The 14,389-nt window shown below is 58.6% G+C and carries 9 protein-coding genes; 3 read left to right on the forward strand and 6 right to left on the reverse strand.

Annotated elements, in window-relative coordinates:
* The first annotated feature begins 111 nt into the window (after positions 1-111).
* Both ACZ1JC_RS07000 and ACZ1JC_RS07005 read left to right on the forward strand, forming a co-directional pair.
* Positions 112-2,505, forward strand: coding sequence for a TonB-dependent receptor (locus tag ACZ1JC_RS07000; RefSeq protein WP_465138661.1), 2,394 nt, complete (start codon positions 112-114; stop codon positions 2,503-2,505).
* A gap of 80 nt (positions 2,506-2,585) precedes the next feature.
* Positions 2,586-3,386, forward strand: a complete 801-nt coding sequence (locus ACZ1JC_RS07005) for an SDR family NAD(P)-dependent oxidoreductase (RefSeq protein WP_465138660.1) — start codon at positions 2,586-2,588, stop codon at positions 3,384-3,386.
* 36 nt (positions 3,387-3,422) lie between these two features.
* Here the strand turns inward: ACZ1JC_RS07005 and ACZ1JC_RS07010 are convergent, their stop codons facing one another.
* Positions 3,423-3,788, reverse strand: a complete 366-nt coding sequence (locus ACZ1JC_RS07010) for a hypothetical protein (protein ID WP_465138659.1) — start codon at positions 3,786-3,788, stop codon at positions 3,423-3,425.
* A 117-nt stretch (positions 3,789-3,905) separates the two neighbouring features.
* On the opposite strand from ACZ1JC_RS07010, the gene ACZ1JC_RS07015 reads away from it, so the two are divergent.
* Positions 3,906-5,138 carry a cytochrome P450 gene (locus ACZ1JC_RS07015; protein ID WP_465138658.1) on the forward strand — a complete coding sequence of 411 codons (1,233 nt, stop codon included), beginning with the start codon at positions 3,906-3,908 and terminating at the stop codon, positions 5,136-5,138.
* Between the two features lie 200 nt (positions 5,139-5,338).
* Here the strand turns inward: ACZ1JC_RS07015 and ACZ1JC_RS07020 are convergent, their stop codons facing one another.
* From ACZ1JC_RS07020 to ACZ1JC_RS07040, 5 genes are all read right to left on the reverse strand, one after another.
* On the reverse strand, positions 5,339-6,829 hold the full coding sequence (locus tag ACZ1JC_RS07020) for an aldehyde dehydrogenase family protein (RefSeq protein ID WP_465138657.1): 1,491 nt from the start codon (positions 6,827-6,829) through the stop codon (positions 5,339-5,341).
* Positions 6,826-8,448, reverse strand: coding sequence for a GMC family oxidoreductase (locus ACZ1JC_RS07025; protein WP_465138656.1), 1,623 nt, complete (start codon positions 8,446-8,448; stop codon positions 6,826-6,828). The genes ACZ1JC_RS07020 and ACZ1JC_RS07025 overlap by 4 nt, the downstream gene beginning before the upstream one ends.
* Before the next feature lie 444 nt (positions 8,449-8,892).
* Positions 8,893-10,116 (reverse strand): cytochrome P450, encoded by a 1,224-nt coding sequence (locus ACZ1JC_RS07030; protein ID WP_465138655.1) that lies wholly within the window; start codon positions 10,114-10,116, stop codon positions 8,893-8,895.
* A 480-nt stretch (positions 10,117-10,596) separates the two neighbouring features.
* Positions 10,597-11,460 carry an NAD(P)-dependent oxidoreductase gene (locus tag ACZ1JC_RS07035; protein WP_465138654.1) on the reverse strand — a complete coding sequence of 288 codons (864 nt, stop codon included), beginning with the start codon at positions 11,458-11,460 and terminating at the stop codon, positions 10,597-10,599.
* Between the two features lie 117 nt (positions 11,461-11,577).
* Positions 11,578-14,097 (reverse strand): TonB-dependent receptor, encoded by a 2,520-nt coding sequence (locus ACZ1JC_RS07040; RefSeq protein WP_465138653.1) that lies wholly within the window; start codon positions 14,095-14,097, stop codon positions 11,578-11,580.
* Between the last annotated feature and the right edge of the window lie 292 nt (positions 14,098-14,389).

Genomic DNA, 14,389 nt, shown 5'->3' on the forward strand with positions numbered 1-14,389 from the left:
TCATTAACTCCGCAACCACTATGGAGGAAAATCTCCCGCGCTTAGGCTCCTCCCCGCGTCAACGTGCCGAAACAGGCACGGAGCAAAACAAAAACGACGTGGGAGGAACGGATGACCAAGGCTGTCATACTGGCGACTATAGCGACAGGCGCGTTGATTGCTGCGTGGGGGCAACCCGCACACGCGCAGCAAACACAATCAAACGAAACTACCGGGATCCAGGACATCATCGTTACGGCTCGCCGGATCGAGGAGAGTCTTCAGACCACGCCGATTGCCGTAACGGCGCTCAGTTCCCAGGCACTGACGACTGCCAAAGTCGAAAACGTCGTGGATCTTCAACGTACGGCGCCCGGCCTGGTGATCGGCCGCGGTTCGGCGGGCGGCGATGGCATCGTGTTCGTGGCCATTCGCGGACAAGGAAACCTTCAACCGATCCTCGCCAACGATCCGGCAGTGGCGACATACGTCGACGGTGTCTACATTCCGCGCCCTTCGACCGGCATGACCGACATCCAGGATGTCGAGCGCCTTGAGGTGCTGCGTGGACCTCAGGGCACGCTCTTCGGGCGGAACACGACCGGCGGAGCTATCAACATCATCACCAAGGATCCAACCGACCAACGCGAAGGCAGATTCAAGGCGGAGTTTGGAAACTACAACAACCTCGGTGTTCAGTCCACGATCAACCTCCCCCTGGCCGAAGGGTTGGCGATCCGCGTCAGCGGCGCGATCAACGATCGCGATGGCTACGGGAACAATCCACTTACAGGTCGGGATTTTGCTGACAACAACAGCAAATTCCTGCGCGGTAAACTCAAGTACATTGGTAATGGCTGGGACGTCACTCTTTCCGGCGACTGGAACCGCCAGCGAAACAGCGGGCAGCAGATTGCTCTTTGGACCTTCAATCCCGCAATTGTCCCGGCTCCCTTTCAGCCGGGTCTCACCGCAGGTCTGCTGACCAAGGACAACTGGTGGGACAATGCCGCTACCGGTACCTCGGTGCCGGCAGGTATTGGCAGACTCACGCCGCAGGCGCAAGCTCTCTATGGGGTGCAGCCGTTCAACACTCTGGAAGTATACGGTTTTTCCGGCACCGTTAATGTCGAACTGGGCCAACTCAATCTGAAGTCCATTACTGGCTATCGTCATTCGATGAACTACGGCCTGAGCGATACCGATGGTACCGCGGTTCCCTTGCTCGGGACCTTCGCTGGATCGGGGTCCTATTACCTTTCCCAGGAACTCCAGGTTTCGGGTAATGTAACGGACGGGCTCAGCTTCATCGCCGGTGCCTACGCCGGGAAAGAAAGCGGCTACGAGTTCAGTCGATCCCAGATCTTCGGCGGCCTCATTCGCGATTCCAATGCGGACGTTACCAACAAGACGTTCGGCTTGTTTGCGCAAGCCTACCTGGAGCTGACCTCGAGCCTGCGCGCCGTCGGTGGCTTCCGCTACACGTGGGACACCAGGGACAGTGTTTTGCACAATGCCCAGGTATATGGCCTGCCCTATGACGTGCCGGTCGCAGGCACGCCCACCGGGATCAATTGCACGGTCACTCCCACAGAACCGGTCACGGCCACGACCTGTAATCAGGACCAGAATGCCAAGTTCCACTATCCTGCATGGAACCTCGGTCTCGACTGGCAGGCAACGGACGATCTCTTCCTGTATGTCGCGACACGCGGCGCGGCGAAGGCCGGCGGCTGGAACCTGCGGGCAGGCGGGCTACCGGCATTCTCGCCGGAAAAAGTGAAGGATGTCGAAGGAGGTCTGAAGGTGGATCTCTTCGATCGGCATCTGCGCTTCAATACGGCGGTCTTCCATACTTGGAAGAGCGACAACCAGGCGATCGTCAACAGCTTCGTTCCCGGGATTGGCGTTACGCAGTATATCCAGAACAACGGCAAGGTGCGGATCTGGGGTGTCGAGGCCGAAGCAACTGCGGTTCCCTGGAAGGGTATGACCGTCAGCCTCAACGGGTCGCTTCAGGACGGCAAGTACGTCAAGGGCACATTTAACGAAATTCAGGTTGTCCCGGGCAGTGGCTGTACCAACGGATCGGGCGTGACAAACGGCTGTGTTGTCGACCTGAGCGGATTGCCGCTGCTGCAGCTGCCCAAGGAGCAGCTCAACGTCAGCGCGACCCAGAAAGTTCCGCTGGGTGCGGGCAGCTTCGCTGTTACGGGCGCCTATTCCTATATTGGGGCTCAGCATTTCGACGCGGTGAGGGCGGCCGATCAGGCATCCGCTGCGACCAAGGCCGCCTACGACACTGAGAACAGCCTCGGACGCGTGCCGGGATATGGTGTCTTCAACGGCCGGATCGCCTACCAGTTCGACAACCCCGACATCGAAATAGCCGTCTACGGACGGAACATCACCAACAACAAGTATCTGCTGCGAAGATTCCCGGATCTCTATCGAACCCTTGGAATTGTCGCAGCCTATGTCGGGCAACCGGCGACCTATGGGGTGGAATTGACGTTTAACTACTGATCGGCCGCGTCGAGGCGAACTATTGAGTAAGCGAGGGGACAACTTGGTCCCCTCGTACACGTCCGGGAGAATTGTGAGAGATGAAACGGCTAGAAAACAAGGTCGCAATTGTGACTGGCGGCGGCGGCGGCATCGGTACGGGTGTTGCGCGGCGGTTCGTTGAGGAAGGCGCGCTGGTCGTCGTCGCAGATGTTTCCGAAGAGGCCGCGGCGCGCACTGCTGCATCTTTGGGAGAAAGGGCACTCGCCCTGCAGTTCGATGCGGCCGCGCCGAAGTCGGTCAAGGCCATGGTCGACAAGACAGTCGCGCACTTTGGCAAGTTGGACATACTTCACAATAATGCGGCCATGACGGATCCGGTCAAAAGCCCGCAGGATACGACCGCAGTCGATATCCCGATCGAGATATGGCGCGAGATCCTCGACATCAATCTCACTGGCTACCTGCTCGGATGCAAATACGCGATTCCGCACATGGTGGCTGGTGGCGGCGGCTCGATCATCAATACCGCCTCGAATTCAGGCTCGGCAGGAGATCTGGCCCGTATCGCCTACGGTTCATCCAAAGCCGGTATCATTGGGCTGACGCGGTACATCGCGACGCAGCACGGACGCGACAACATTCGCTGCAACAGCGTGGCCCCCGGTGTCGTGCTGACCGAAGCGCTGGAAAAGACGGTGCCGGGTCTCAAGGAGATCATCCAGCGGCATATATTGACGCCCAATTTCGGAACACCTGAAGACATCGCTGCGCTTGTGGCGTTCCTGGCGTCCGACGAGGCTCGCTACATTACGGGTGAGAACATCTCCATTTCTGGCGGCGGCCTTGTCCATCAGCCGCATTATGCGGATCTGCTTGCCTTCATGCAGGCAGCGGACTGATCGATGCCAAAAACCCGCATTCGGACCAGGAAGCTTCTACAGGGCAGTCCGATGGAAGTATCTGATAGCCAACCGGCCGCCGGCAACTTTGTAGGTCTCGAGGCTGGTCAATCTGACCGTGCCGCTATCGGTCTGAAGGTGATTGGCGACATAGGCGGCGCCTTCCGTTCCATTGACTATCACATCCAAAAGTTCGGTGGTGCATTTGCCCCCGTATTCCTTCCACATGGCGGCCATCGCGGTGGGGCCGTCGACTGCGGAGGATCCGACATATTCGATCGTGAAACCTTGGGGCCCGAGCGAGCGAAAAAGCGCATCGAGCTCTTCGCGCTTGCCTTCGTTCCACAACCGGTAGTTGTCCCTGATCGCCTGCTCAAGATCCGGAGTGATTGCGTCGCCCATTTTCGTGGCCTCCATTGGCTGCGGATATTCCGCCCCGCCGCATTCGCATCCGTGCAGCGGGCGACGCACCCATCTTTGGCAAGGGTTGCCACTTTCCGTTGAGCTCTGGAGAATACCATGACTTCACTCGCCAAATCCTCGCTCCCCGCCCATGTTCCGGCCGAATTGGCGTTCACGCTGCCTCTCTTTGCGCGCAAGGTCGTCTATGAAAATCCGCAGGAAGTTCTGATCCCGGCAATGCACGCCGAGCTTCCGCCCGTCTCTTACGTCACTAACATTTTTCCGGGGGATCAACCCGGCTGGCTGCTGAAAAACGCCGAAGATGTTCAGGCGATGCTCCGCGATCCGGACAACTTCACCAAAAACGGCATGGGAAAATGGGCTCAGAATATTGGTGAAGACTGGCTCGTGATCCCAACGGAAGCCGATCCGCCGATCCATACCCAGTACCGCAAGGCGCTGAACGGCCATTTCGCGCCGCAGAAGATGTTTGCAATGAAGGAACAGGTCCGTGAACGCGCGCGGTCTCTCATCGGCGCCTTGCGAGAGCGGGGACAATGCGACTTCATTGCCGACTTCTCGGAGAAGTTTCCCATCTACATCGTCCTCGACCTTTTGGGCCTGCCGCAGGGACGAATGACCGAGTTCCTGAAATGGGAAAAGGAACTGCTCCATTCCAACGACTGGGAAGTGCGCGGAAATGCCGTGCGAAAGGTAAAGGCCTACCTGCTCGAGGAAATCGCAGCGAGGCGCGAGCAGCCACGCGACGATTACATCACCAAGGTGCTCGACTTCGAAGTAGACGGGCGGCCCTGGAATGATGACGAGGTCTTGGGGCACTGCTTCAATCTCTACATCGGCGGCCTCGATACGGTCACGTCCCTGCTGGGCAACATCTTCAACTATCTGGCATCGCATCCGGAAAAGCAGAACGAACTCCGAACCGATCCTTCGCTCATCGTTTTGGCTGTTGAGGAGTTCCTGCGCGCCTTCGCACCTGTCACCGTGTTTCGCATCGCGACCAAGGAGATCGAAATTCACGGCCAAAAGATCATGCCTGGAGACTATGTGGCCTTCAGTTCGCCGGTCGTGGGTCGCGATCCGGTATTTTACGATCAACCGCAGGAAATCCGGTTCGACCGCAAGGCGGCGCACATGTCATTGGGAAGCGGCATCCACAAATGCCTGGGCATGCATCTCGCCCGGCTGGAGTTGCAGATAGCAGTGGAGGAGTTTGTGACGACGCTGCCCGAATTCAGAATCAAGGACGGCTTCAAAGTCCCCTATTACGTCGGCAACATCTTGCACGTGCCCGATCTTCATCTTCAATGGGATAGCGCATCGGCATGACAGCTGAGCGTCCGGGAAGCCTTGTTGGGCCACCCGGATGCTCAGGAGTATCAGCCATAAAGCCTAATACTCTGCGCGTTCCGATAGCGAATTTTCCAGCCTAGAGCGGTTGATCCGACTGCATCGGATCAACCGCTCTAAACTTCTGGTTTGGCGCGTTTTCCGAGTCATCAGGTGGTTCCACCGGATTAGAAAACGCTCTAGCGACCGATTGGGTAGAACACGGATTTCTGGTTCTGGTATTCGTGAAGCCAATCCGGACCATACTCACGGCCGATACCTGACCTTTTGTAACCCCCGATCGGCGCATAAGTCATCCGCCCGGTCCCGCCATTCAGCATGACGCTGCCTGCGCGAATCTGCATTGCCATCTCATACCCTTTGGCAGCGTCAGCCGTCTCGATGCCGCCGTTGAGACCGTATCTGGAATCGTTGGCGATGCGGATGGCCTCGTCATCACTGTCGAAACCGATCACGCAGCCGACGGGCCCGAAGACTTCCTCCTGCGCGATGTTCATCTGGTTGTCGACATCGTCGAAGATCGTGATCTCCGTAAAATAGCCCTTGTCGAGCCCCGCCGGCCGTCCGCCGCCGTGAACGAGCCTTGCGCCTTGATCGCGGGCCTGGGCGATCATGCGTTCGACCTTGCTACGCTGGCTCTCGCGGATCAGCGGGCCCATCGTCACCGTTGGATCGCTGGGGTCGCCGATCCTGAACTGGCGCACGACAGCGCAGACGGCCTCGACGAATTTGGCCCGCACACTGTTGTGCACCAGAAGCCGCGTGAGCAGAGCGCATCCTTGTCCAGCATTGACCGACAAGACAGCGGCGGCCATTGCCGCGGTTCGGGCAATATCGGCATCATGTCTGACGATCAGCGCCGACTTGCCGCCGAGTTCCAGATGAACGCGCTTCAAGGTCGGGGCCGCCTGCGCCATGATCGCAGCGCCCACGGTTTCTGATCCCGTGAAACTGACAAGATCGACGCGCGGGTCGGTAGTCAACAGCGATCCCACATCCGGTCCACCGGTAACGATATTCAGCACGCCCTTTGGCAACCCGATTTCTTGCGCGATCTCACCGAACAGGAGAGCGGAAAAGGGCGTAAATGGGGACGGCTTGAGCACCAGCGTGTTGCCCGCCAGCAAGGCAGGTACGATTTTCGCCAGGTTGAGCAGGAAAGGGAAATTGTAGCCGGTAATACCTGCAACGACGCCAACCGGTTCGCGGACTACCGTCGTGCCGCCGATTTTCTTTGGGCCCTGGGGATCAAATGGATCGGCGGTCACGTCGATCGGCAACCGGACACTATCGTCCCGTGTAGAGTGGTTCAGGGCGGCAAGCAAATGGTCGAGTGGATTGCCGACCTGCATCGTATGGGTGACGCCTTGCGAACAGCCGACCTCTGCCACGATTAGCGTCGCGATCTGGGCTCGACGACCATCCAGTGCGGCATGCATCTTGCGAAGGTATTCCGCCCGCTCGGCCATCGCCATGCGGGGCCATACACCGTTATCGAATGCATCTCGCGCCGCGGCGATGGCTGCGTGTGCCGCGATGCTATCGCCCACGGGTGCACGGCCGATTACCGCCTCGGTTGCCGGATTGAGGATGTCGTCCCGATCGCCGGCGGCTTCGGCCCAGGCGCCGTCGATGTAGAGACCATCGAAACTGGTGAAGGGAATAGTCAAAGTCCATCATCCTGCTGGGGCCGCAAAATCATTTCCGCGGCGTTGAGAGCGATCGCCATGGCCGGCGCGTTGGTATTGCCCGACACAATGGTTGGCATGATCGATGTGTCCACGACCCGTAGACCGGTGACGCCGCGAACGCGCAGCTGCGGGTCGAGCACTGCACCCGTATCGCTTCCCATCCGGCAGGTCCCGCAGATGTGGAACGATGTGCCACCAAGCCCGATTGCATTCGCGAGGATGTCCTCGTCGGTTTCGAGGCCCGCCGTGGCGCCGGTTTCCTCGATAATCCAGTCCCGCAAGGCCGGCTGCCGGGCAAGGTTGCGCAGCCACCTGAACAGAGCCAGGAACCGCTCACGATCATTGGCGCTCGCAAGGTGATTGGCATCGATGGCAGGCGCAGCATCGGGATCTGCCGAGGTAATTCTCACTTCGCCCAGACTGTCGGGCCTCATGTAGTATGCGATCACCGTCAGGCCGGGAAATGGGTCAAGAACGACCGCGCCTTTTTCATCGGTATGAAACGAATAGAGCCCCAAGCCCACTTGTGCGTCGGGTCGCTCGAGCTGCGCTTCTGTCTTGATGAAGCCGCCAACTTCGTGCGCTGAATGGGTGAGGGGACCGCTCGAGGCAAACAGGTAGCGAAGGAACGATGCGACCAGACCAGCGCCCGACAGTCGCTGATTCAGACTTTGGCCGCGAACCCGGAAAGTGAAACCCAGATATCGGTGCTCCTGCAGATTGGCGCCCACCCCCGGTGCATCGACCAGGACCGGAATACCCAGCCCCTCCAGCAGGCGGCGTGGGCCGATGCCCGAGAGCTGCAGAAGTTTCGGACTCTGGATCGCACCCGCACATACGATTACTTCGCGCCGTGCTTGCACCTCGAAAGTCTGGCCGGCCTTGCGCGCGACAATGCCGCAGGCCCGTTTGCCTTCGAACAGGATGCGCAGGACATCGGTGCCGGGCGTAACGTCGAGATTGGCTCTCCCACGCACGGGTTTCAGAAATGCGCGCGCAGCTGAAAAGCGTTTGCCATTATGCGTCGTGGTCGGCTGGTAGCCCATACCGCCTTCGGTGACCGAAGGGATGTCGTTCATGTCTGCGACCCGAGGAATTCCGGCTTGCTCACCGGCCTTCAGAAACGCTTCGCAAAGCGGATCGCCGGCGGGATGAACACTGACCTTCAGTGGACCGCCGGCGCCGCGCCATTCATTGGCACCAAGCGTGTGGTCTTCGAGTTCGACGAAATGCCGGCCCATTTCCGTCCAGCCCCAGCCATCACAGCCCGCTCGTTCCCAGGCGTCGTAGTCGGCCGGAGCGCCCCTGACATAAACCATACCATTGACGGAACTTGAACCGCCAACCGCTCGGCCCTTGAGCCACACTTCAGGTGATGCGTTCCCGCCCGGGGATACCTGATAGTCCCAGACATGCGGGTTTCCAGGGGCAAGCAGTTTGCCGATGCCTCGTGGCATCCTTATCAGAGGACTCCTGTCGTCGGGGCCCGCCTCTACAAGCAGCACCGAAACGGCTGGATCGGCAGACAGCCTGTTTGCCAGAACGCAGCCGGAAGATCCGGCGCCGACAATGATATAATCGTAGATTTTTTGCAGCATGCCGCCAAATGAACATGCTGGCGCGGTATGCCCACCTGTCTGAGGAAAGGTCGGCGCACCTTATGTCCCGGGGGCGGAAGGTTTGCACGCCATTTACCCGACAATTGCCTTCAGAGAGATGACAGCATTGGGGCAACCGCCTCCTGCCCCGGAAAATGGGGGGCAGGCGCGGTAACGCATTCCAGGCCACAATCCTGCTTTATCGTCCGCGGCAGTCTTAAGACTTTGGGGCGCGCAACAATTCTCAGCACCCGTGTGCGGGTCACGAAAGGGGTATGATCTGCCCTTGGGGCTAGTGTAAACAGGCTGCCCACAATTACCGGAATGGCACAATATGCCATTCCGGTTTGCTGTAGATCGCATGAGCTGCGCCAGTCTCGAGGCAGGACTTGTAGCCGGAACGGTTTGCGCGCAGCGTATTGCTTCAATAACGTACTGCGCCGGTTATTCCCACTGAAGCTCGAGACGCGGCACGAAAGTGATATTTCCTACGAAATATTTCAGTTCGAAACCGTCCCTCAAGCGAAACTGCGGAATTTCCTTCAAGAATAATTCCAGGGCATTCTGGAGTTCGAGCCGGGCGAGATGCATGCCCAGGCATTTATGGATACCCCCTCCGAGAGCCACATGCGCGGCCTTGCGATCGAAGCGGACTTCCGCCGGGTTTTCATGGATCTTCGGATCCTGGTTCACGACGGGCGTGCTGACCGACACATATTCGCCCGGCATGATCTTCTGTCCGTGAATCTCGATTTCGCGCGAGGCGATGCGGAATGCCGTAACCGGCCCGTAGACCCGAAGAAACTCCTCAACCGCCAGGACCATCCGGTCAGGATTGTCGCGCAGTTCCTGCTGCTGATCGGGATGCCGTGCGAGATGTGCGAAGATATTGCCCAGCATGGTCGTGACCGTGTCGAGACCGCCGAGAAAAAGATTGAAGCAATGGCCGAGGACCTCTTCGTTATTCCACTTGCGACCGTCTTCGGCTTCGAAATCGAATATCTTGGTGATGTAGTCGTCCTGAGGATTACGGCGGCGAGCATCGATCTCGGACTGCAGATATGCCACGACCTGGCGCACCGCGTTGCTGCGCACCTGCCAGTCATTGGTGTGCAACATCTCCTTTTCCCAGACCAGGAACTCTGCCATCCGTTCCTGCGGAAGTCCCAGGAGGTCGAGAACGATGAAGATTGGGTAGCGTTCGGAAAATTCGTTCACGAAATCGCAGTGGCCGCGGTCTTTGAATGCCCCGATGAGATCGCTAGCGCGTCGCCGCAGCTCGTCTTTCATCGCGGCCATCTTCTGCGGCGAGAATTGGGGGTTCAGGGCCTTGCGGTAGAAACTGTGCATGGGAGGGTCCACCTCCGTGGGCACGACCAACCAGTCTGCGCCGATGCTCTGGGACCACTGGCCCATGCCGTTCTTGGTGAAATTGTCGGGATCGCGCAGCATGGCCATGGTGTCATCATAGCCGGTGAGCAGCCAGCCGGGCTTGTCTCCGGGGAAGATGTTGGTGACATACGTAATGGGTCCCAGGGTGCGGTGCATCTCGGGAATGAGCGTTTCCTGAGGGCACTCCTTCACTTCCTCACGAGCGAAATAGGGCAACCACTTTGCCATCTCGGCCGGTACGTGGGGCGGAATTTCTTGTGTGGGTGCGCTCGCCATCAAATCTTCTCCGAAATCGTCTTTGCCCCGTCGGCCAGACCGCTCATCTGAGCGCGACCATTCTGGTTTACCGAAGCGCCTAGTCCTGTGTCGCGCCGCGATCAGATGACGGGAAATGCGTCAATGCTTGGTGCGCGCAACCTTCCATAAGATAGGCGAAGGACCCCTGTTCGCTGCAAACCGGAGCTTGGCGCGTTGCAGCTAGGTCAGTAGGCGTTTGCCAGTTCTTGAGTAAAATCAGCAGCGTGCGTAAACGAGCACAGAGTTTGAATGGCTCTCATTCGCCCTGCTGCTGGGCGCTGGATATTCCTGCACGGCGGAGCCGGCGATGGGGACGAAATTTTGATAGGTTTCCCCGCGTCGCTTCCTGGCGCCTTGTATTTCAGCGCTTCGGCTGCTCCGGTCAGACCGCGTGACGAATATGGCGAATGCGCAATGCTACATCCGCCAGGTTGCCCGCGGCCTGGTTAGGGGCGTATATCAGGCGTCGATTGGTTGGCCGAGTGGATATTCCAGTCCCGATGTGGAAGCAGCGTTCTCCCGGATCAGTTCTACCATGGGAAGACGGACGCCGAAGCGAGCAGCCTCTGCAATTGCGACCTCCAGATCCTTTATCATGAGCATCTGGAAATATTCGCGCAGCTTTGTCTCATCGGCATTGCCGGCTGCTTCAGGACGTTTTGCCATGGAAAGGGCGCCCTCGAGCCCGCCGCCAGCGGTCGGGTCGCCTGACAGGGCGAGAGTGAGCTGATCGAGGCTGACGCCGTAGTTGCGCGCGATAACCGCCCCTTCGTAACCCGCCCTCATGCAGCCGAAATAGGTGGTGTTGCGAGCGATCTTGGCAGCCATACCGGCTCCCGGCCCGCCCATGTGAAGGACTTGTTGCGCGAATCCGTCAAATACGGGTTTGGCCGCCGCAAGATGGTCGTCTTCGCCGCCGGCCATGCAAATGAGGCCGTTTTCGGCAGACTTTGGTCCGTTCGTGACCCCGCAGTCGATGAGTACAACGCCGGCATCCTTGCACATCGCCTGCGCGCTGGCGAGATCTGCCATGTTGATCGTTGACAGAAGAATGACAGTCTGGCCGGGTTTGTTCGCCGCAAGGACGCCGTCCGGTCCGGACAGGACTGCAAGGGTCTGCTCGCCGTTGAGGACTGCAATCAGTACGCAATCGCAAGCCTCGGCCAAGATGCGGGGGCTCGGAGAAATTGCGGGCGCCCCCTTTACGCGATCCGCGGCTGCCGCCTGAACGTCATAGATCGCTGCAAGCTGCCCGGATCGCTGAAGGCATATGGCAACTCCTCCGCCTATCGATCCCAACCCGATTACGCCACCGGTCTTCATCGCCACTCTCCTGTATCGGAATAATACTTTTGCTGCCGAGAAGGTCCCGGCGCCTGCAGGTCAATTCAAAGGCAAAAGGGGCGGATCGCATCCGCCCCTTCGTAGTCGTTCTGGCTATCAGAACCTGTAGCTCGCTTCGACGCCCCAGGTGCGCGGCGGCCCGAGGTAGAGGCTGTTGTAAGGAGCATTCGGCAGAATGACCGAAACGCCTGCCTGGTACTGAACGTCAAACAGGTTCTTGACATAAAAGCCCAGATCGAGCCCTGTGCCGGCAATTCCCTTGACGTCGATACGACCATTGGCGAGGGAGTAGCCCTTCAGCTGATAGCCTTGTTGGCCGCCGTAATCAGCAGTCATATACAGATCACCGCTGACGACGACATCGGCGCTTGCCGGATGGATCGGCGTTATCCAGCTTGCCGTGACCGTTCCGGAGAAAGTCGGCGTCAGCTTGTTGATTTGATCTGCGCCGAATGATCCGACGTTTGGCCCGAGTTCGCCATTCGTATTGATCGGCAGCAGCTTCGCCACGTCCGTCTTCGTTATGGCTCCGTTGAAGCCCAGAGTCAGGTTGCGGTCCGGGGACACGCTGGCGTCGATCTCCACACCATAGATGTTGAGATCGGCCGCATTGATGATGATCGAGGAAGGCGGCGCGTCCAGGGTTCCGCGAGGAAACAGGAAGTTGCCGGAATTCGACAGGAACTGCGTGGCGTTGTCGTAACGCGAATAGAAAGCTGCGACATTGAGCCGCCCTTGTGCGCCGGCCACATTGAAGCTCAGCTTCTCACCGATTTCGACGTCCGTGACCCGTTCCTGCTTGATTGTCTGGTAGCCACGCAGATCCACGCAGGACATCGAGTAGGCCTTGGATGGGCAGGTGACCGGAGCAGATTCGAACAGGGGGAAATTGAGATTCTTGGGGCGAACGCCGCGGCGGCTGGTGATATAGACCATGAAATCAGGGCTGATCTTGTAGTCAAATCCGACAGTCCATGTAGGATAGTTGTCCTTGACCGCTGCCCGACCAAAGCCGTCGCTGAATTCTGTCGGCGTACCCATGCGATCGGCTATATTCTGCTTGCACTGCGAGAAATCGACCGAGGCGAACGTCGCTGTATTGCCCGGATTGTAGCAGAATTGCGACTTGTCCCAACTGTAGCGGCCGCCAACGTTGAAATTCAGCTTATCGGTCAGCGGGATGCCAAACTGGCCGTACACCGCGAGACTTTGATTCTTCACGTGAGTAGTCGTTGGCGGAACGCGGCCAAGGGAAGAGAATACGGTGAATTGGTCGCCCGATGGTCCCGCAGGGCCGTCCACACTATAGTAGACGCCGAGAATCCCGTTCAGTCCGCCGGTGCCCTTATAGATAAGTTGGAAATCGTTGTCGATATAGTCACGAACATACCGTTGTTCTGCATAATAGGTAATAAACGGCTGTGTGACCAGTCCGCCTAGGAACGGGTTTGCAAATCCGCCCTGATCCAGAACCGGGACAGCGGCGGTATTGATCGACTGATTGTTGGTATTCTTGCGATAACCGAAGATGTTTCGAAGAGAGAAGTTGTCGCTCAGCTCAACGTCGGTTGTGTTGACGACCGCGATCGACTTTCGGTAAGCGCGACCTCCGTCGATCCCTCCGTCGAATGCGCCTCGAGGGTGCGCCTGTGCGTAAGTTTCGGCGAGGCTGGCAAGCTGAACTGCCGTGGCAGCCCGACTGGCGCTGCCCATGAGCGGCAGGAAAGCGGAGGACTGGAGAGGCGCGAAATCTGCTTTGTATAAGTAGAGACCCGATGCCAGTTCGTCGGCCTTGAAATATTCTGCAACCGTCGTGTTCGTGATCCCCTCGGTGGGGGCAATCGTAAGCGATACGCGAACGCTGTCGTTCTTGATGTTCTCGAAGCCTGGATAGCTGTTAGCTTTCGGATCTGTTGCGCCCAGAGCCTTCACTTCAGGCAGAGCGAAGAAGTCTGCGTCCAGCGAGCGGATCCTGGGGTCCTGACGCCGGATCTGGCCGGCAACCCGCAATGCGATCTTTTCCGACACGATCGGGATGTTGACCGCTCCCTCGATCGCCCAGTAATTCCAGCGGCCATACGTGCCTTTCACGTAGCCCCCGAAATCATACAGGTCCGGCTGAACGGTATTGACGAGGATCGCGCCACCGAGCGTCGATTTGCCGAACAGTGTGCCTTGCGGACCCTTGAGAACCTGCACGTTTGCGATGTCGTACGTGGGGATGCTCGACCCGAGGCTGGGAATCGCGATGTTATTGAAATAGGTCACTACGCCCGGCGTGGTAAGCCCAACTGGAAGCTGCCCTACACCGCGCAAACTCACGTTGGTGGTGCTTTTCCCACCTTCCGAATTGAAGTTCAGGCCCGAGGCGATTGTCCGGACATCCGATAGTTCCTGCACGGTCGAGCGTTGGAGAGCGGTGCTGTCAAACGCCGCGACTGCAACCGGAACGTCCTGCAATCGCTCGGAGGTCCGTCGAGCCGTGACGATAATCTCCCCCGAGCCGAGTGCGCCAGGGGTATTCGCCGGAGCATTATCCTCTTCCGCCCAGGCCTGTCCCGAACAGATCATCAAGGCGCTCGAACCGAGCAATACCCTGCAAATCGCCTTTTTCATTTCCATCTCCCTGCCGACTCCAATTTTCTTGCAGTCTACTGACGGTCTGCCGCAGGGCTACCTATCGAAGGGTGGGGCAGTCTCGTTTCCATTGGGTTGGGCAAGGTTTCCGCTGCGAGAAATGCGGACTGGGTGAGAGGTCGCAAGATTGCAGCGATGCGTTTAGGGGCGCGTTACATGGTGCACATTTTCGCTCTTACAGCGGGCTAGCCGTCCGATTTTCAGTCGCTTCTACGACCCCGTGCGGACTTGCAGGATGTAAGTGTCCAAGGGGCCGCTCGTGCGAACGGTT

The sequence above is a fragment of the Sphingomonas sp. BL-S-28 genome (genome assembly GCF_055521515.1).

Bases quoted from the DNA above. Each gene is read 5' to 3' on its own strand.
- ACZ1JC_RS07000 (WP_465138661.1), top strand. From the start codon at position 112: ATGACCAAGGCTGTCATACTGGCGACTATAGCGACAGGCGCGTTGATT.
- ACZ1JC_RS07005 (WP_465138660.1), top strand. From the start codon at position 2,586: ATGAAACGGCTAGAAAACAAGGTCGCAATTGTGACTGGCGGCGGCGGC.
- ACZ1JC_RS07010 (WP_465138659.1), bottom strand. From the start codon at position 3,788: ATGGGCGACGCAATCACTCCGGATCTTGAGCAGGCGATCAGGGACAAC.
- ACZ1JC_RS07015 (WP_465138658.1), top strand. From the start codon at position 3,906: ATGACTTCACTCGCCAAATCCTCGCTCCCCGCCCATGTTCCGGCCGAA.
- ACZ1JC_RS07025 (WP_465138656.1), bottom strand. From the start codon at position 8,448: ATGCTGCAAAAAATCTACGATTATATCATTGTCGGCGCCGGATCTTCC.
- ACZ1JC_RS07030 (WP_465138655.1), bottom strand. From the start codon at position 10,116: ATGGCGAGCGCACCCACACAAGAAATTCCGCCCCACGTACCGGCCGAG.
- ACZ1JC_RS07035 (WP_465138654.1), bottom strand. From the start codon at position 11,460: ATGAAGACCGGTGGCGTAATCGGGTTGGGATCGATAGGCGGAGGAGTT.
- ACZ1JC_RS07040 (WP_465138653.1), bottom strand. From the start codon at position 14,097: ATGAAAAAGGCGATTTGCAGGGTATTGCTCGGTTCGAGCGCCTTGATG.